Origin of the sequence: Streptomyces sp. NPDC005494 (assembly GCF_042872025.1) — a bacterium.
Lineage (GTDB): Bacteria > Actinomycetota > Actinomycetes > Streptomycetales > Streptomycetaceae > Streptomyces.
Genome location: NZ_JBIAJR010000002.1, coordinates 554,074 through 570,263, shown reverse-complemented (window position 1 = coordinate 570,263; position 16,190 = coordinate 554,074). Strand labels below are relative to the sequence as shown.

General features: G+C 69.0%; 15 protein-coding genes. 8 read left to right on the top strand and 7 right to left on the bottom strand.

Going from position 1 to position 16,190, the window contains the following annotated elements:
* Positions 1 to 15: 15 nt before the first annotated feature.
* Positions 16 to 1,494: an aminotransferase class I/II-fold pyridoxal phosphate-dependent enzyme gene (locus ACFYQ6_RS08330; RefSeq protein ID WP_388761654.1), complete on the bottom strand. Its 1,479-nt coding sequence runs from the start codon at positions 1,492 to 1,494 to the stop codon at positions 16 to 18.
* A 682-nt stretch (positions 1,495 to 2,176) separates the two neighbouring features.
* Here ACFYQ6_RS08330 and ACFYQ6_RS08325 point away from each other — a divergent pair.
* Complete coding sequence (locus ACFYQ6_RS08325; RefSeq protein WP_388761651.1) at positions 2,177 to 2,575, top strand: STAS domain-containing protein; 399 nt, start codon at positions 2,177 to 2,179, stop codon at positions 2,573 to 2,575.
* Between the two features lie 69 nt (positions 2,576 to 2,644).
* Here the strand turns inward: ACFYQ6_RS08325 and ACFYQ6_RS08320 are convergent, their stop codons facing one another.
* From ACFYQ6_RS08320 to ACFYQ6_RS08300, 5 genes are all read right to left on the bottom strand, one after another.
* Positions 2,645 to 3,319: an HAD family hydrolase gene (locus ACFYQ6_RS08320; RefSeq protein WP_388761648.1), complete on the bottom strand. Its 675-nt coding sequence runs from the start codon at positions 3,317 to 3,319 to the stop codon at positions 2,645 to 2,647.
* A 79-nt stretch (positions 3,320 to 3,398) separates the two neighbouring features.
* Entirely contained in the window at positions 3,399 to 3,725 is a 327-nt protein-coding gene (locus ACFYQ6_RS08315) for a plasmid stabilization protein (protein ID WP_388761645.1), read from the bottom strand.
* A 168-nt stretch (positions 3,726 to 3,893) separates the two neighbouring features.
* Positions 3,894 to 4,091 carry a hypothetical protein gene (locus ACFYQ6_RS08310; RefSeq protein WP_361585879.1) on the bottom strand — a complete coding sequence of 66 codons (198 nt, stop codon included), beginning with the start codon at positions 4,089 to 4,091 and terminating at the stop codon, positions 3,894 to 3,896.
* 205 nt (positions 4,092 to 4,296) lie between these two features.
* Positions 4,297 to 4,638 (bottom strand): DUF3140 domain-containing protein, encoded by a 342-nt coding sequence (locus tag ACFYQ6_RS08305; protein ID WP_388761642.1) that lies wholly within the window; start codon positions 4,636 to 4,638, stop codon positions 4,297 to 4,299.
* A complete protein-coding gene (locus ACFYQ6_RS08300; protein WP_388761639.1) occupies positions 4,635 to 4,877 on the bottom strand; it encodes a DUF2945 domain-containing protein in 243 nt (80 codons plus the stop codon). The genes ACFYQ6_RS08305 and ACFYQ6_RS08300 overlap by 4 nt, the downstream gene beginning before the upstream one ends.
* A gap of 757 nt (positions 4,878 to 5,634) precedes the next feature.
* Here ACFYQ6_RS08300 and ACFYQ6_RS08295 point away from each other — a divergent pair.
* Complete coding sequence (locus ACFYQ6_RS08295; RefSeq protein WP_361585871.1) at positions 5,635 to 6,570, top strand: acetate/propionate family kinase; 936 nt, start codon at positions 5,635 to 5,637, stop codon at positions 6,568 to 6,570.
* Positions 6,571 to 6,846: 276 nt separating this feature from the next.
* Here ACFYQ6_RS08295 and ACFYQ6_RS08290 read toward each other — a convergent pair whose 3' ends face one another.
* Positions 6,847 to 8,484, bottom strand: coding sequence for a helix-turn-helix domain-containing protein (locus tag ACFYQ6_RS08290; protein WP_361585868.1), 1,638 nt, complete (start codon positions 8,482 to 8,484; stop codon positions 6,847 to 6,849).
* A gap of 647 nt (positions 8,485 to 9,131) precedes the next feature.
* On the opposite strand from ACFYQ6_RS08290, the gene dnaK reads away from it, so the two are divergent.
* Genes dnaK through trxA form a run of 6 tightly spaced genes read left to right on the top strand, consistent with a single transcriptional unit; the run spans position 9,132 to position 16,095 of the window.
* Positions 9,132 to 11,030, top strand: coding sequence for a molecular chaperone DnaK (gene dnaK / locus ACFYQ6_RS08285; protein ID WP_361585866.1), 1,899 nt, complete (start codon positions 9,132 to 9,134; stop codon positions 11,028 to 11,030).
* A 7-nt stretch (positions 11,031 to 11,037) separates the two neighbouring features.
* The gene (locus tag ACFYQ6_RS08280) at positions 11,038 to 11,643 is read left to right on the top strand and encodes a nucleotide exchange factor GrpE (protein ID WP_361585863.1); all 606 of its coding nucleotides are present in this window, start codon (positions 11,038 to 11,040) and stop codon (positions 11,641 to 11,643) included.
* A gap of 6 nt (positions 11,644 to 11,649) precedes the next feature.
* Entirely contained in the window at positions 11,650 to 12,600 is a 951-nt protein-coding gene (locus ACFYQ6_RS08275) for a J domain-containing protein (RefSeq protein ID WP_361585860.1), read from the top strand.
* Positions 12,600 to 13,010: a chaperone modulator CbpM gene (locus ACFYQ6_RS08270; protein WP_361585858.1), complete on the top strand. Its 411-nt coding sequence runs from the start codon at positions 12,600 to 12,602 to the stop codon at positions 13,008 to 13,010. Before ACFYQ6_RS08275 ends, ACFYQ6_RS08270 begins: the two co-directional genes overlap by 1 nt.
* Positions 13,001 to 15,640, top strand: coding sequence for an ATP-dependent chaperone ClpB (clpB, locus tag ACFYQ6_RS08265; RefSeq protein ID WP_388761632.1), 2,640 nt, complete (start codon positions 13,001 to 13,003; stop codon positions 15,638 to 15,640). Before ACFYQ6_RS08270 ends, clpB begins: the two co-directional genes overlap by 10 nt.
* Complete coding sequence (trxA, locus tag ACFYQ6_RS08260) at positions 15,637 to 16,095, top strand: thioredoxin (RefSeq protein ID WP_388761629.1); 459 nt, start codon at positions 15,637 to 15,639, stop codon at positions 16,093 to 16,095. Before clpB ends, trxA begins: the two co-directional genes overlap by 4 nt.
* Positions 16,096 to 16,190 lie beyond the last annotated feature (95 nt).

Below are 16,190 nucleotides of genomic sequence, written 5' to 3'. Positions count from 1 at the left end.
TCCTACGGCGTCCGGTCAGTCGGCGCCCACATCGTGCACGGACACACGGATCGTACCCATCGTGCTGTCGGCGGCGTCGGGAACGAGCATCCCCCCGCTGACACCGGTCCGCAGGTATTCCACTGCGGCCTGGTCCAGCAACTCGCCGGGAAGGGCTGCCGGGATCCCTGGCGGGTAGGGGGTGAGCATCTCGGCACAGACGCGGCCGACCGCCTGGTCCGCGGGGACCTGTTCGACGTCGCCGAAGAAGGCGTCGCGCGGAAGCGTCGCCTGCTGGAGACGGAGATCGCCGGGGTCCGGGATGCGGATGTCCGGGGCCGGTGGCAGCTCGTCGGCACGGGCCACGAGGTCACGCAGACCGTCGAGCAGCCGCTCCGTCGTCCTGTCGTCGTCGGCGTAGGTGAGCTGGGCGTTGATCCGACGGTGGTCGGACGTGTGCAGGTTGATGCGGTGGTTTCGGCGCATCCAGTCGGCGGCGTCGTAACCGCTGAACTTCACCCCGCTCAGATCGATGAAGACCTGGAGGGGATCCATGTCGAAGGCACGACCGGGCGCGCAGAAGTCGTCGCGGTCGTTGACGTGGAGGCCGTCGATCTCCTCGATGGCGGCGCGTACGCGCCGGGCCCTCGCCAGGGTCTCGTCCAGGAGCTCACGGCCGTTCTCCACCATCTGGCGACGCCAGCCGTCCAGTGCCGCGTAGATGAGGACCGAAGGGCTGGTGGTGTCCAGCAGGTCGGCGCGGGAGGCGAGGGTCTGGGCGGCGACCAGTTCGCCCTGCAGGTGGAAAACCGATCCCTGTTCGAGCCCGGACCCCATTTTGTGGACCGACGTCACGCAGACGTCCGCGCCGGCGTCCATGGCCCAGGCGGGGAGCTCCGGATGGAAGGGCAGGTGCGCTCCCCACGCCTCGTCCACGATCAGCGGTACGCCGCGCTCGTGGCACAGAGCCGCGATGGCTCCGATGTCGGCGCAGGTTCCGTACGGGGTGGGGCTGGTGACCAGCGCACCCCTCGCATCGGGATGCCGCTCGAATGCCGCCCGGAAGGCCTCGGGAGCGGGCGGGTGCGCGAGGTGCAGATCCGGGTCCCACTGGGGGTCGACCCACACCGGGCGAATACCGGCGAGGATCAGGCCGGAGATCACGGATTTGTGCGCGTCACGTCCTACCAGCAGCTTCTCGTGCGGCCCGGCAACGGACAGCATGGCGGCCTTCACCGAAAGTGAACTGCCACAGGTGGAGAAGAACGTGTGATCCGCGCCGACGGCATCGGCCATCAGGCCTTCCGCGCGCTCCAGGACCTTCTGCGACTGTGTCCGGTCGTCCAGGCCGGACACGGCGAGCATGTCCGCGCCGAAGAGAGCGTCTCCGAGAACAGCTCGCACTCTCGGGTCTGCCCCACGGCCCTGCTTGTGGCCGGGTGGGGTGAACGGCAGCTGCTCTTGCGCCTGGTACGCCCGCAGAGCGTCCAGGACGGGAGCTTTCGAGTGGTCCATGATGTGCGGCTTCCCGGTACAGGAGGGCGAAAACGAGCGAGGTGAAGGCTGGAACGGACGGTACGAGCCTCTGCGGAACCTGCCCTGGCCGGGCCTCACGCGCACCCGCCGCACGCGACGACTCCCGTCACCCGAAATGACGTTCCGATCGGTCAGTCCCACGCGCGGAACGATCAGCGCCGGGAAAATTCGGACAGCGACTGATCAGGGGTACCCCACGCCGACGGAAGCGACACATGAGCTGGGCCATCCGGTCCCTCGTGGGGGCCGACCCGCCGCACCGCCACTCCGGCAGACGGCGCGTAGGCCCCCCCGGCCGGCGCCGCGCCGTCGCGCCGCTCCTCCTGTACCGATCGGCCGCCCGGCGGCTCCTGGCACTGACGCTCGCACAGTTCACAGCTACGGGAATACGGGCGCACTTCGGTTGCGCGCCCGGGAACCGGGCAGGCTCAGTACAGCCGTTGGCGATACCCGCGCCGCCGCGTCCCCACCACCGAGGGCGCCTCGGGTACGGACCTCCTCAACCGTGCGGTGGCCGTAGGGGCCGGCCGCACTCTCCTTCCGTGCGCGGAAGGAGAGGTCCCGACCACTCAGGGCGGCAGTCGTGATCCAGAGCTTCTCTTCGCATCCCACCTCGTCGAAGCGCGCCCGGAAGCACAAGAGGCCTACCGTGCCGGGGCGGATGACCGTCGAGGCCCATTCCCTGACTCCGGCGAACGCGCCGCAGCCGACCGTCCTGCTCCGGGTGGCCGGAGAGATCGACTGCGACACCGTTCATACCCTCACGCGTGCACTGCAGGCCTTACAGGCATCGCGGCCGGTCCTGGACCTCACCTGTGTCCGCTTCGCCGACAGCTCTCTCGTCCACGCTCTTCTGGACGGGAGCGGCACCGGCCGGCTGATCGTGCTCGTGCCGCTGCCCGCACAGCTTCAGCGGCTGTTCGTGCTGACCGGCACCACCCGTTCCTTCGCCTTCGCCCCTGGCGTGACGGCCGCCCACGGACTCTGCCCGGCCGAGCCTGGGCGGCGAGGTCTTCTCCGCCGCTCGTTCTTGGGCAGGTTCCTCGACCACCGGCCGTAGCTTCCTGCCATCCTCCGAGGACATCGGCAGGCACGCGAAGACCAGCCGGTGGTGCGAGCCGGAGCTCCGTCAGGAGACCGCCGACCCGAACGGGCTGTCGCCCAGGCGGACCAGCAGCTCAGCGACGTCGTGGTAGACCGAGCCCGCGCCCGCCCGCTCCAGCTCGGCGCGAGGGATGCCGCCGGACAGCACCGCCACCGAGCGCACCCCCGCCCGGCCGGCCGCCTCCATGTCCCACACACTGTCGCCCACGAACACGGCTTCGTCGGTGCGGACGCCCGCCAGTTCACAGGCCAGCCGCACCGGCTCAGGAGAGGGTTTTCCCTCGGCGACATCACTCGAGCTCGCCGTGTCCCAGATGGCGTCGTCCGCGTCCACCGCTCGGCGCAGGGCCGTCAGCTCCGGGCCGCTCGCCGAGGTGGCGAGCACGACTCGCCAGTCGCGCTCCGCCAGGGCACGCAGCAGAGCGCTCGCGCCTTCGAAGGCGGGAAGCCGGTCGTAGTACGTCCCGTAGAGCACCTTGTGTGCGTCACTGATGGCGGAGTCTTCTTCACTGTCGCGGTCGGCTCCGAGCAGTCGCTCGATCAGGTCTCCGGAGCTGAGCCCGACCGCCCGGTGGATGTCCGGCATCGGCACGAGGTGCCCTGCTTGCCGGAAGGCCTCCCACCACGCCACCACATGAAGGTGGTTGGTGTCGGTCAGCGTGCCGTCCACGTCGAAGATCGCCGCGCCTGCGGTGTTCATCCGTTTCCCTCCTCACCGGGGACCGGTCATCCGCCCCGGCCGCCGGGTTCCGGTTGTTCCGGTGACGCCCGGACCGTCTTCAACGGCCGAGTGCCTTGCGCAGTTCGTCCTTGGTCATGGAGGAGCGCCCGTCGATGTTCTTCTTCTTGGCCTCCTCGTAGAGCTGGTCTTTCGTAGGCCCCTGAGCGCCCTTGTGCGAGCGTTCGCCCCCGCGGCTGTAGGCGGACTTCTTGTCCTGTGTCGACGTCTTGCCGGCTTCCTTCGACTCGCCCGACCGGGCCCGCTCCTTGTTCACGGTCCTGGCGGCGATCTCCTCGGCCCGCCCCTCGGAGGCGCCACGCTTCTCCTGGCTCTCCTTGATGTGTTCGTACTGACGTTCCCGCTTGGCGCTGGATCCAGCAGGCATACCGTCCTCCTTCTCCCGCCCGCTGTCGACGGCAGGCGCATCCGACCGGCGCGGTCAGGTCCGGCCCCGCCGCGCCGGGGCCCGAGGGGGTCGTACGGGGCGCTTCCGTGCGCAGCGCGAATCGGCGACGTGGGGGGCCGAAGCGCCCCCGTGCATTCGGCGGTGGGGTCACGGGTGGTCGGGCTGCTGCTCGGGCGGAGTGTCGCCGCCGCGGCCGCCGCCCTTCGCCCCGTCCTTGTCCGTGCCGTGCGCCCGGCCGGCGCCGCCGGGTGTCGTCCGTTCCTCAGCCTTCAGCTCGGCACTGCCCTGAGGCGTTGCAGCACCTTTGTCGCTGCGCCTCTGCTCCGGCTGCTGCGGGTTCGACATGGCGACCGCTCCTTTGCTCCGTACGCAGGAATCGGATCGTGTGGTGGACATCCCGGCTTCCCGGCCGAGCGCCCTCGAAATCCTTCTTCTTCCAGCTTCGGTCTCCGTCGCCCTTGACGCAGCGGGAGCGCTCGCGGCAGCCCGGGACGGTAGCGGGAGCGTCCACGACGGCCGTCACGCACCGAGGCGGAAGGGCGCTCGGAGCCTACTTCTCGGGGTCGTGTCCCCAGTTCATCAGCGAGTAGCGCCAGGGGGTGTCGGTGACGTCCCCCTGTGGGCGTTGCTCGGTGTGCCGGTGGACGTAGCCGACCACTTTGCGCATGTGCGCGAGGTCGTCGTCACTCAGGTCGGCCTTCTTGGTGCGCAGGAGCTCCACGATCCGGCGACCGGATGCGTGGCCGGTCGATTCCCCGCTGCCGTTCTTCTGCCCCACCTCCTGCGCCTGGTCCGTTTCGAGCCACTTCTCGAGTTCGCCGGCCGTCATGTTGACCGCCTCACCGAAGCGGTCGAGGGTCTCCTGCCGCTCTTCGCCCCGTCCGCCGCTCACGAGTCGCCGGCCTTCTTACGGAGCGACTCGGGCTTGTGGACCGCGGTCCTGCCCGTCTTGTCGCTCTCCACCTCGTACTGCGGCTCCTCCTTGGAGGCGTCCACGGTCCGCCCGGCTGCCTCCGTACGCTTGTCGACCTTCCGTGTGACGGTGCCTTCGACATCCTGTCCGTGGCTCTTCCAGGTGACGTCGTCGCCACTGGACAGCTTCTTGTTCTTGCCCTTGCCCTTGCCGGCCATCGGATCGTCCTTTCTCTCATGAGCGCGGGGACGGCTCCTCCGGCCGGCGCCCGGTCTCCGCCAGCATCACGGCTGTGCGACCTTCACGCATGCGGGAGCTTGCCCACCCGGCGCTCGTACGCCGACGGGGGGCCACCCAGCGGTCCTCGTCCGCCGGCGGCGGCGACGATGCTGATGTCTGCCCGGATATGTCAGGCTTGTGATGGAAGGGCACCCTGCCCGGCAGTCTCATGACGCCCTGCGGTGCAAGGGCTGCTGGCAGTGGCCGTGCACCGCGCCTCACCGTCCATGAAGCGGAGGACCGATGACCAGAATGGCAGAGTTGATCACCACCAAGGTCCGGCAGCTAGCAGGGTTGAAGAGGCGGAGTGACGGCATCGCGCTGGGTGACACGCGGATGAAGAGCGAGGGAGACCGGCAGAGGGCGAACGCGCGAGAAGCGGCGTCACACCGGGCAAGCGATCGCTCCCGGCACTGACCGTCGTGCCGCGTCACCGCCCGGCATAGTGCATGGGGCCGCTACGAAGATCTCGCAACCGGTTTCCAGGCATATCTGCGGAACGAGGGAGAGGATCGGTGCGTGCACACACCAACCACCCCGGTACTGGTGACTGACGCGGGGTCATCGAGCTTGCGTCTGACGGTCTTCGGTGCCGGTGGTCAAGTCCTCGACGAACATCACAGTGACTCTCCGCCCGATGAGGGGGCGACCGAATCGCTGCGGCAGTTGCTGAAGGGAGGGCCGGCTCCTACAGCCGTGGGTCACCGCATCGTCCACGGCGGATCGGAGCTGCGCAGCCACACTGTGCTGGACGACGCTGTGCGTGCCCGCTTGAGCCGGGTGGCAGAACTCGCGCCCCTGCACGTCCCCCAAGCACTGACGGTTCTGGACGCGGCTCGGGATCTGCTGCCGGAAGTTCCGCACGTCGCCTGCTTCGACACCGTCTTCCACGCCGGCTTGCCCGTTGCGGCACGGGAGTACGCGGTGCCTTCCAGCTGGCGCGACGGATACGGCCTGCGCCGCTACGGCTTCCACGGCTTGTCCTACGCCTGGGCGCTGGCCCGCACCGCTGAACTGCTCGACCGCCGTCCCGAGCAGCTTCACCTGGTGATGGCGCATCTTGGCGGTGGCTGCTCCGCCTGCGCGGTGCGCGAGGGGCGCAGTGTCGACACGACGATGGGCTTTACGCCCTTGGAGGGGCTGGTGATGAGCCGTCGCAGCGGCAGCGTCGACCCTGGCGCGCTGACCTGGCTGATCGCCCGGAAGGATGTGTCTGCGAACGAGATCGAGGACACTCTGCACCACAGGTCCGGCCTGCTCGCCCTCTCCGGCACTTCGGACGACACGCGCGACCTGGTCCGCAGCCGGGCGGCAGGCGACGCGCGCGCCGCACTCGCCCTCGACGTCTTCACCCACCAGTGCCGTCGCGGCATCGCGGGCATGGCCGCATCCCTCAGCCGCCTGGACGCTCTCGTCTTCACCGGCGAGATCGGCGAGGATCAGCCCGAGGTGCGTGAGGAGGTGTGCGCCGGGCTGTCCGTGTTCGGCCTCGTGGGAGGCCTGCGACCAGTGGTCGCCGAACGTCCCGAGATCATCAGCGAGCCCGGCGCGCGAGTTCCCGTCGTCGTCGTCCCCACCGGAGAGGCTCAGCAGATCAACGTGGAGACCCGGGCTCTCTTGGAACACCGCTGAATCTGGCCGACGCCACCGCCACGCCGGCACCCGGATTCACTCACAGGCTTGCGGAGATGTCCGGTGCTTCGAAGAAGCCTGGGGATCACGCGTGACGAGAGTGCCGGTCGAAGGGCGGCCACGATGAAGCGGCTCTCTTGGACGTAGTCCATGCACGTTGCGCAGCCTGGGGCCGTGCGCTGCCGCCGCTCGCGCAACCAACAGGGAGCGCAGGCGTCGTCGGCGGCGGGCGAACATGCTGCTGCGCAGTCACGAGCCCGGCTCTTGTACGAGGCATCAGCCGGATCCGCCCAGCACGATCTTCCACACTCGGGTCGCCACCTGGAGGTTGAGCCGGTCCTCGACGTTCGCGAGGTCGTTGCCGCTGATCTCGCGGATGCGCTGGAGTCTGTAGCGCAGCGTGCTGCGGTGGATGGCGAGGGATGCGGCCGTCTCGTCGTAGTTGCCGCCGCAGTCGAAGTACCGGGCCAAGGTCTCCGCCATGGCGGAGTTGTTCCGGGCGTCGTAAATGATGAGTTGCCCGAGCCACTCGTGGACGAACGCCTCCAGTTCCTGGATATCGTTGCCAGGCCCCAGGATGCGATAGAGGCCGAGTTGGTCGAAGAAGGTCATGCCGTATCGCTTGCGGGAGTGCCGGCGCACTTCCAGGGCGCGCTGGGCCTCCTGATAACGCTGGGGAATGTCGTCGGGGGCATCGCACCGGGCGCTCACGCCGACGCTCCCGGACGGCGTCCCTGTTTCCAGGGTGAGCGCCTCGTACAGCGCTCGAGCGTGCGGCCTGTCATCGACAAGCAGGACCACGTGGTCGGCACGTCGGGTCAGCAGTGAGCGCATGCCCACGGCAGAGGCCGCCCGGCCCACGGTCTGCGCGAAGGAATCATCCGCAGCCCGGTCCGACCACTGCACCACAACGATGTAGTGGCTGCGGTGCAGGTCGTGTCCGACGGCCTCGGCCCTGGCGTAGGCGCTGGTCTCGTCCGTTCCTGCCAGTAGGTCATCGGCCAGCTCGCGGTGCAGCCTCAGTTCCACTTCGGCCAGGTTGCGCAGGTGCGCCAGCTCCGGGGCGAGCGACGTGGCGGCCTGTTCCAGAGCGAGCACGGTGTGCTCGTCAGCCTCGCCCCGGGGATCGACCACAGCCAGCATCCCCAGGACCTCGCCGTGCGGGCGAACCAGAGCGATCAGCCGGCCCGCGATCCGCGCGGGCCCGGCCTCCCGGGCTGCGGCCTGGAGCAGGGCGTCCTGGCGCACGGGGTCCGGCTCCGGATAGGGGTCAGGCCGGCCGGGGCCTGCCCAGGACCTCAGCCGGCCGAAGCGGTCCTCGACCAGGGCTGGGAGTCCGGTCAGGCCGTACAGAGCGCGAGTGACGGCCTCCTCGTCACCGCCCGCGGCGGCGACGTCGGCCATGAGTGCGTGTACAGCACGCCGGTACGCCAGCTCAGCCACGACGGCGGCGAGCTGCCGCTGGAGGGCTGCGCGTTCCTCCCTGAGCCCTTGCAGCTCCCATGCCTCCTCGCGGCGGCGGCGGTGCGCGAAGGCGACCGACAGCGCAGCAGCCGTGTGCCGGATGAGTGTGGCGAGCAGGGACCGCTCGGCTTCGGTGGGCGGGGACCGGGACGTCACCACGAGGTAACCGTGCAGTCCCTCGAGTCCGCGCAGCCCCAGGGCTTGGCCCCGATGCCTGCCGGGGACGGCCACAGTGCCGTCTTGCCCCGCCAGGTCCCGCACTCTCCGGTCCACGGTCGAGGCGTGGTCCTGGCGGTTCCCCGGGCTGGGGACCAGGTCACCGTCCGCTTCGAGAAGGTAACCGGCCTCGGCGCTGTACGGCCCGGCGCCGGCGGCGATGTGGTCCATGGCCAGGCGCAGGATCTCGCTTTCGTCCCGGGTGTCGAACAGCGTGCGGGACAGCACCGTCATTGCGTGCAGGGCATGGTCTTCGGGGGCAGGCGGGTGGGGTTCTCTGCGTGCGGCTGCGGAGGGCTGCCGGAGGCTGTCCCCCGGCAAGCCGCCCTCCCTGTCGAAGCGGCGGTTCCGTTTGTGCGGTCGCCTCTTGCCCATGGCACCACTCCCAGGCTGTCGGAGGGCGAGGCGAGCGCTGTTACGGCTACTGCCCACAAGCCACTCCGTCCCATACATCCCTATATGCACTCTAGTGCTCGCAGGGCGACCGAGCTCGTGCACTTCTGACCGGCCAGGCGCAGGCGCAGAGCAACTCGGCTCGACATGGTGGGGAGCGTTCGACAACCTCCGCGTGCGAACCGGCAGGAGAAAGGGAGCTACGACTGAGCAGCACTACAGGTCGGTTCCTTCGGTCTTGTCCCTCGCGCTCGCAAGCTGATCCTGCGGCTGCTGGTAACGAAGCTGCTGTTCGGCATGCTCCTGCCGTTGCGGGCCGTACTGGTGCGGTTGCCAAGGTTGGGCATGGCGCTCGACGCAGCCGAACCGGTGCGCATTGCAGCGACGCTGCATCTGGCGCGCCCCGGGCCGTTCGCGGAGGTCCCGTCCACAGCTGACGAAAGTGAACCGGGAATCGGCGCGGGCCGCCGCACCGGGAGGAGCTCCTCATGGCCAAGGCAGTGGGTATAGACCTGGGTACCACCAACTCGGTGATCGCCGTGTGGGAGGGCGGCGAGCCGTCCGTCGTGCCCAACACCGAGGGCAACCGGACGACACCGTCCGTGGTGGCTTTCACCGACACCGGCGAGCGCCTGGTGGGCCAGATGGCCCGGCGCCAGGCGATCCTCAACCCCAAGGGCACCATCTACTCGGCCAAGCGATTCATAGGCCGGCACTTCGACGAGATCTCCGACGAGGCGAAGGCGGTGGCGTACGACGTCGTCGAGGGGGACGGCGGGGCGGCACGCTTCAAGGTGCGCGACAAGCTGTACGCGCCTGAGGAGATCAGCGCACAGGTGCTGCGCAAACTCGCCGACGACGCCTCAAAGCAGTTGGGGGAGCGCGTCACGGAGGCTGTCATCACGGTGCCCGCCTACTTCAACGATGCACAGCGCACTGCCACCAAGGATGCCGGCCGGATCGCGGGTCTGGAGGTGCTGCGCATCATCAACGAGCCGACGGCGGCCGCCCTCGCGTACGGCATGGACAAGAAGCAGCACGAGACCGTCCTCGTCTTCGACCTGGGCGGCGGCACCTTCGACGTGAGCATCCTCGATGTCGGTGACGGGGTGGTGGAAGTGCGCTCCACCGCCGGGGACAGCCACCTGGGCGGAGACGACTTCGACCGGCGCCTGGTGGACCATCTCGCAGACGGCTTCCAGAAGGAGAACGGCATCGACCTGCGCAATGACCCGCAGGCGCTGCAACGACTGTTCGAGGCGGCCGAGAAGGCCAAGACCGAGCTCAGTTCTGTGACGCAGACGCAGGTCAGCCTGCCATTCATCACCGCCGACGCCTCGGGCCCCAAACACCTCACCGATTCCGTCATGCGGTCCACATTCGAGCAGATCACCGCTGACCTGGTGGAACGGTGCCTGGAGCCGGTCAAGCAGGCGATGGCCGACGCCAAGGTCGGCGAGAGTGACATCGACGAGGTCATCCTCGTAGGCGGCTCCACACGCATACCAGCGGTCCAGGCCCTGGTCCGCCGGCTGACCGGCGGCAAGGACCCCAACATGAGCGTCAACCCCGACGAGGTCGTGGCCCTGGGCGCCGCGATCCAGGCCGGGGTGCTCAAGGGTGAGGTCAAGGACGTCCTGCTGCTGGATGTCACGCCCCTGTCGCTGGGCGTCGAGACGCGCGGCGGAGTCATGACGAAGATCATCGAGCGGAACACCACCATCCCGGTGCGGCGTACCGAAACGTTCTCCACCGCAGAGGACAACCAGCCGGCCGTCGATGTGGTGGTCCTCCAGGGTGAGCGAGAGCGTGCTGCCGACAACCGGGTGCTCGGCCGGTTCCAGCTGACCGACATCCGGCCGGCGCCGCGGGGCGAACCGCAGATCGAGGTCACCTTCGACATCGACGCCAACGGCATCCTCAATGTCAAGGCGCGCGACGGGGACACCGGAAAGGAACAGGGCATCACCATCAGCGAGAGCTCCAACCTGGACCGCGGTGAGGTCGAGCGCATGGTGCAGGAGGCCGAGCGCAACCAGGGCCAGGACCGAGAGCTCCGCGAAGCCGTCGACGCCCGCAACGAGCTCGACGCCGTCGCGTACCAGGTCGAGAAGCGCCTCGCCGAACTGGGCGACGCAGCCCCCGCGCACGAGAAGGCACGCGCCGAGATGCTCGTCTCCGACGCCCGGGCGGCGGTCAAGGAAGAGGCGGGTGTGGAGCGTGTGCGGCCACTTGCCTCCGAACTCCAGCAGGTCCTCGCCGGACTGGCTGCCCAGCAGGGTGCTACCGCCACGGGAAGCCCGGGTCAGGACGCCGCCACCGGCGCTCCCCCGAATGGCGGCAACGGTGGCGACGATGTCATCGACGCCGAGTTCGACAAGGGTTGAGGCCGCCATGCCCCGACACCCGCGAGAACCCGACCGGGCCACGTCGGCCGAACCGGCTCCGGAGGACGCCGTACGCCCTTCGGGCGAGGAATGGCGTCAACCCGGCGCGCCTGTCCGGCCGCCAGCGACGAACGACGAACCGGGACCCGACGCCGTCGGCCCTGTGCCTGCGGTGGACGAGCACACAGCCGCGATTCAGGAACTGGAGGACCGCTGGCGGCGCGCGCTCGCCGACCTCGACAATCTGCGCAAGCGTCACGCGAGGGAACTGGAGCGGGAGCGGACGGTGGAGCGTTCGCGTACAGCCGCCGCCTTCCTGCCCGTCCTGGACAACCTCGAACTCGCCCTGTCCCACGCCGACGCCGATTCGAGTGCGATCGTGGAGGGCATCCGGGCGGTCCGCGACCAGGCAGTGAACGTCCTCGAACTGCTCGGCTACCCGCGGCACGCGGAGACCGGCGTGGCCTTCGACCCGGCACGCCACGAGGTGGTCAGCGTCGTCGATGACCCCGACTTCGAGCCGGGCACCGTCGTGCAGGTGCTGCGCCCAGGCTACGGCGACGGCGATCGGCAGCTGAGGCCCGCCACCGTGACTGTCGCGAAGCGGGAGTGATCTGTCATGGCACGGGACTTCTACGAAGTGCTGGGAGTGTCGCGGACCGCGAGCCAGGACGAGATCCAGCAGGCATATCGCAAGCTCGCCCGCAAGCACCATCCCGACGTCAACAAGGATCCGGCGGCGGAGGAACGCTTCAAGGACCTCAACGAGGCATACAGCGTCCTGTCCGACCCGAAGACCCGGGCACGCTACGACCGCTTCGGCGAAGACTTCCGCAAGATCCCCGAAGACTTCGACGACCGGGTCGCGGCCGGAGCGGCCGGCGGATTCCGTACCCGGCGGACCGCAGGCGCCGGCGGCCCCCGCGTCCGGTACACCACCGGTTTCGGCGATGACTTCTCATCCGAGAATGTGGACATCGAGGACCTGCTCGGGTCGCTCTTCGGTGCGGGTGCCGGCTCCGCAGGCGTTCCGGGAGCCGATCAGGAGGCCGAACTGCCGCTCACCGTCGAGGAGGCGTACAAGGGCGGCCGCCGTACCGTCACACTGGCCGGGCCCACCGGGCAGCCGCGGCGCTACGAGGTCGACGTCCCGCCGGGCGTCACCGACGGGCAGCGCATCCGGCTGGCGGGTGAGGGCGGGCGAGGCAGTGGTGCCGCACCCGCGGGCGACCTGCACCTGCGGGTGCGGATTCAGTCCCATCCTCTGTTCCGGCTGGACGGTCGCGACGTCCACGTGCAGGTCCCGGTCACCCCGTGGGAGGCGGCCCTGGGTGCGACCGTGCCGGTGCCCACACCGGGCGGTGGCACAGCCAAGGTCACGGTGCCTGCCGGCTCGTCCAGCGGGCGTCGGCTGCGGCTGCGCGGCGAGGGCATGCCGAACCCGCGCGGTGCGAACGGCGACCTGTATGCCGAACTCCGCGTCATGGTGCCACCCACGCTCGGCGACCGGGAGCGTGAACTGTTCGAGGAGCTCGCCGCGACCTCCTCGTTCGACCCCAGGAGGACGTGATGAACGACCGACCCACGGGAGCGGCGGGCCTCGGCCGGTCCGGTGCGGGCGACCGCCCGGTTCAGCCGGTCACCTATGCCGCCACGGCTTCGACGGCTGCCCGCTATGCGCTCGTTCCCGCCCCAAGACTTTCGTTGGAGGCCGTGGCCCGTCGATCGGGTCTCCATCCCGATCTGGTCCGCAGGTTCGTCGCCCTCGGGCTGGTCGACGCCGAACGCGATGCAGTCGGCCGCCTGGTCTTCGACCGCGACGCACCAGCGGTACTCGCCCGCATCCAGCGGCTGCGATCCGGGCTCTGCCTCAATTACGCATCCATCGGCCTGGTGCTCGACCTGCTCGACCGCATCAGCCTGCTCGAAACCGCCCTGCGTGGCCGCGGCACGAGGAGTGAAACACCCCCATGGACATGAACCGTCTCACACAGAAGTCCCAGGAAGCCCTCCAGGAGGCCCAGTCCGCGGCCGGCCGCATGGGGCAGACCGAAGTGGATGGAGAGCACCTGCTGCTTGCACTCCTCGATCAGGAGGACGGTCTGATCCCACGGCTGCTGCAGCAGGCCGGAGCCGAGCCGAAGGAACTGCGCGCGGCTGTGCGCGAGGAACTCTCCCGCCGCCCGAAGGTCACCGGCCCCGGTGCGGCACCTAGCCAGGTCTTCGTCACTCAGCGCCTGGCCGGCCTGCTCGACGCCGCTGAACGGGAGGCCAAACGTCTCAAGGACGAGTACGTGTCCGTGGAGCACCTCCTGCTCGCCCTGGCTGAGGAAGGGTCATCAACAGCCGCCGGACGTCTGCTCAACCAGGCAGGGATCACGAGGGACTCGTTCCTGGGCGCACTCACCCAGGTCCGCGGCAATCAGCGTGTCACCTCCGCCAACCCCGAAGTGGCCTACGAGGCCCTGGAGAAGTACGGCCGCGATCTCGTCGCCGAGGCCAAGGAGGGCAGGCTCGACCCGGTCATCGGCCGGGACGCCGAGATCCGCCGTGTCACCCAGATCCTGAGCCGGAAGTCCAAGAACAACCCGGTCCTCATCGGAGACCCCGGTGTCGGCAAGACCGCCATCATCGAGGGCCTCGCCCAGCGCATCGTCCGCGGAGACGTCCCCGAAGGGCTCCGCGACAAGGTCGTGTTCTCCCTCGACATGGGCTCCCTGGTCGCCGGCGCCAAGTACCGAGGCGAGTTCGAGGAACGCCTCAAGGCCGTGCTCAGCGAGGTCAAGGCCGCACAGGGCGGCATCTTGCTCTTCGTCGACGAGTTGCACACCGTTGTCGGCGCGGGCGCCACCGAAGGGGCCATGGACGCGGGGAACATGCTCAAGCCGATGCTTGCCCGCGGTGAACTGCACATGATCGGCGCCACCACTCTCGACGAGTACCGCAAGCACATCGAGAAGGACGCCGCGCTCGAACGAAGGTTCCAACAGGTTTTGGTCGACGAGCCCAGCCTCGAGGACACCATCTCCATCCTGCGTGGCCTGCGCGAGCGCCTGGAGGTGTTCCACGGCGTCAAGATACAAGACACCGCACTGGTCTCCGCCGCCACCCTCAGTCACCGTTACATCACTGATCGATTCCTGCCCGACAAGGCCATCGACCTCGTCGACGAGGCATGCGCCCGGCTGCGTACCGAGATCGACTCCATGCCTGCCGAACTCGACGAGGTCACCCGCCGAGTCACCCGCCTGGAGATCGAGGAAGCCGCACTCTCCAAGGAATCCGACCCCGCGAGCCAAGCCCGCCTGGAGGAGCTGCGCAAGGAACTGGCCGACCTGCGCGGTGAGGCCGACGCCAAACACGCCCAGTGGGAGGCCGAACGACAGGCGATCCGACGGGTGCAGGAACTGCGCCAGGAACTGGAACAGGTCCGCCACGAGGCGGAGGAAGCCGAACGCGCCTACGACCTCAACCGGGCTGCCGAACTCCGGTACGGCCGCCTCCAGGACCTGGAGCGCCGGCTCGCAGCGGAGGAGGAGCGGCTGGCCACCAGGCAGGGCCAGAACCGTTTGCTGCGCGAGGTGGTCACCGAAGAGGAGATCGCAGAGATCGTCGCCGCGTGGACCGGCATCCCGGTCGCCCGCCTGCAGGAGGGTGAACGCGACAAGCTGCTGCGCCTCGACGAGATCCTTCGCGAGCGCGTCGTCGGCCAGGACGAGGCCGTCAAGCTCGTCGCCGACGCGATCATCCGCGCCCGCTCCGGCATCCGCGACCCTCGCCGCCCCATCGGTTCCTTCATCTTCCTCGGCCCCACCGGCGTCGGAAAGACCGAGCTGACCAAGACTCTCGCCCGGGCACTGTTCGACTCCGAGGACAACATGGTCCGCCTCGACATGAGTGAGTACCAGGAGCGGCACACCGTCAGCAGGCTCATGGGCGCACCACCCGGATACGTCGGCTACGAGGAAGGCGGCCAACTCACCGAGGCCGTACGCCGCAAGCCGTACTCGGTCGTGCTGTTCGACGAGATCGAGAAGGCACACAGCGACGTCTTCAACACCCTGCTGCAGATCCTCGATGACGGCCGCATCACCGATGCACAGGGCCGCACCGTCGACTTCCGCAACACCGTGATCATCATGACGTCCAACATCGGCTCCGAGCACCTCCTCGACGGCGCCACCGCCGAGGGTGAGATCAAGCCTGACGCCCGCGCCCTGGTGATGGGCGAGCTGCGCGGGCACTTCCGCCCGGAGTTCCTCAACCGCGTCGATGACATCGTGCTGTTCAAGCCGCTGGGTGAGCGGCAGATCGAACGTATCGTGGAGCTGCAGTTCGACGAACTGCGGCAGCGGCTGGCGGAACGCCGCATCGACGTCGAACTCACCGATGCGGCCAGAGAGCTGATCTCCCACGAGGGCTACGACCCGGTGTACGGGGCCCGGCCGCTGCGGCGGTACATCTCCCACGAGGTCGAGACGCTGGTCGGTCGTGCTCTTCTGCGCGGTGACGTCCAGGACGGCGCGACGGTCCGTGTCGACGCCCAACACGGGGAGCTGGTGGTCACCTACGACCAGCAGGACGAGGCCCGGGAAGCGAGGGCAGCGTGAACACCACTCGCACGACGACAGTGACCTGCCCACACTGCGGGCGCGACAACCGCATTCCTGTCGCCGCCGAGGGACGCCCCAGGTGCGGCCACTGCAAGCAGCCGCTGCCCTGGGTCGTCGACGCGGGTGACGACGATTTCACCGAAGTCGCCGACAACGCCGTCCAACCTGTCGTCGTCGACCTCTGGGCCACCTGGTGCGGTCCCTGCCGCATGGTCAGTCCCGCCCTCGAGCAGGTCGCCCGCGACCTCGCCGGACGGATCAAGCTCGTCAAGGTCGACATCGACAAGAACCCAGGAGTCAGTCGGCGCTTCGAGGTCCAAGCAGTGCCCACGCTGCTCGTCCAGGACCGGGGCGAGACGGTCGCACGACAGGCCGGTGCGGCACCGGCGCACGTCCTGCGTCAGTGGGTCGAACAAGCCCTGGAAGGCCGGCAGACCACTGCGGGGCGGTGAGCCACCATGGCCCGGCCACCACAGAGGCTCCCCGAGACCGCACGGTACCGAGTCGCACGTCCGACTCGGCGCGGGCCTCAAAGGAACCATCGGAT

Coding starts and splice junctions, on each gene's coding strand:
- clpB (WP_388761632.1), top strand. CDS start 13,001: ATGGACATGAACCGTCTCACACAGAAGTCCCAGGAAGCCCTCCAGGAG.
- ACFYQ6_RS08300 (WP_388761639.1), bottom strand. CDS start 4,877: ATGGCCGGCAAGGGCAAGGGCAAGAACAAGAAGCTGTCCAGTGGCGAC.
- ACFYQ6_RS08315 (WP_388761645.1), bottom strand. CDS start 3,725: ATGCCTGCTGGATCCAGCGCCAAGCGGGAACGTCAGTACGAACACATC.
- ACFYQ6_RS08325 (WP_388761651.1), top strand. CDS start 2,177: ATGACCGTCGAGGCCCATTCCCTGACTCCGGCGAACGCGCCGCAGCCG.
- ACFYQ6_RS08310 (WP_361585879.1), bottom strand. CDS start 4,091: ATGTCGAACCCGCAGCAGCCGGAGCAGAGGCGCAGCGACAAAGGTGCT.
- ACFYQ6_RS08270 (WP_361585858.1), top strand. CDS start 12,600: ATGAACGACCGACCCACGGGAGCGGCGGGCCTCGGCCGGTCCGGTGCG.
- ACFYQ6_RS08280 (WP_361585863.1), top strand. CDS start 11,038: ATGCCCCGACACCCGCGAGAACCCGACCGGGCCACGTCGGCCGAACCG.
- ACFYQ6_RS08320 (WP_388761648.1), bottom strand. CDS start 3,319: ATGAACACCGCAGGCGCGGCGATCTTCGACGTGGACGGCACGCTGACC.
- dnaK (WP_361585866.1), top strand. CDS start 9,132: ATGGCCAAGGCAGTGGGTATAGACCTGGGTACCACCAACTCGGTGATC.
- ACFYQ6_RS08275 (WP_361585860.1), top strand. CDS start 11,650: ATGGCACGGGACTTCTACGAAGTGCTGGGAGTGTCGCGGACCGCGAGC.
- ACFYQ6_RS08290 (WP_361585868.1), bottom strand. CDS start 8,484: ATGACGGTGCTGTCCCGCACGCTGTTCGACACCCGGGACGAAAGCGAG.
- ACFYQ6_RS08330 (WP_388761654.1), bottom strand. CDS start 1,494: ATGGACCACTCGAAAGCTCCCGTCCTGGACGCTCTGCGGGCGTACCAG.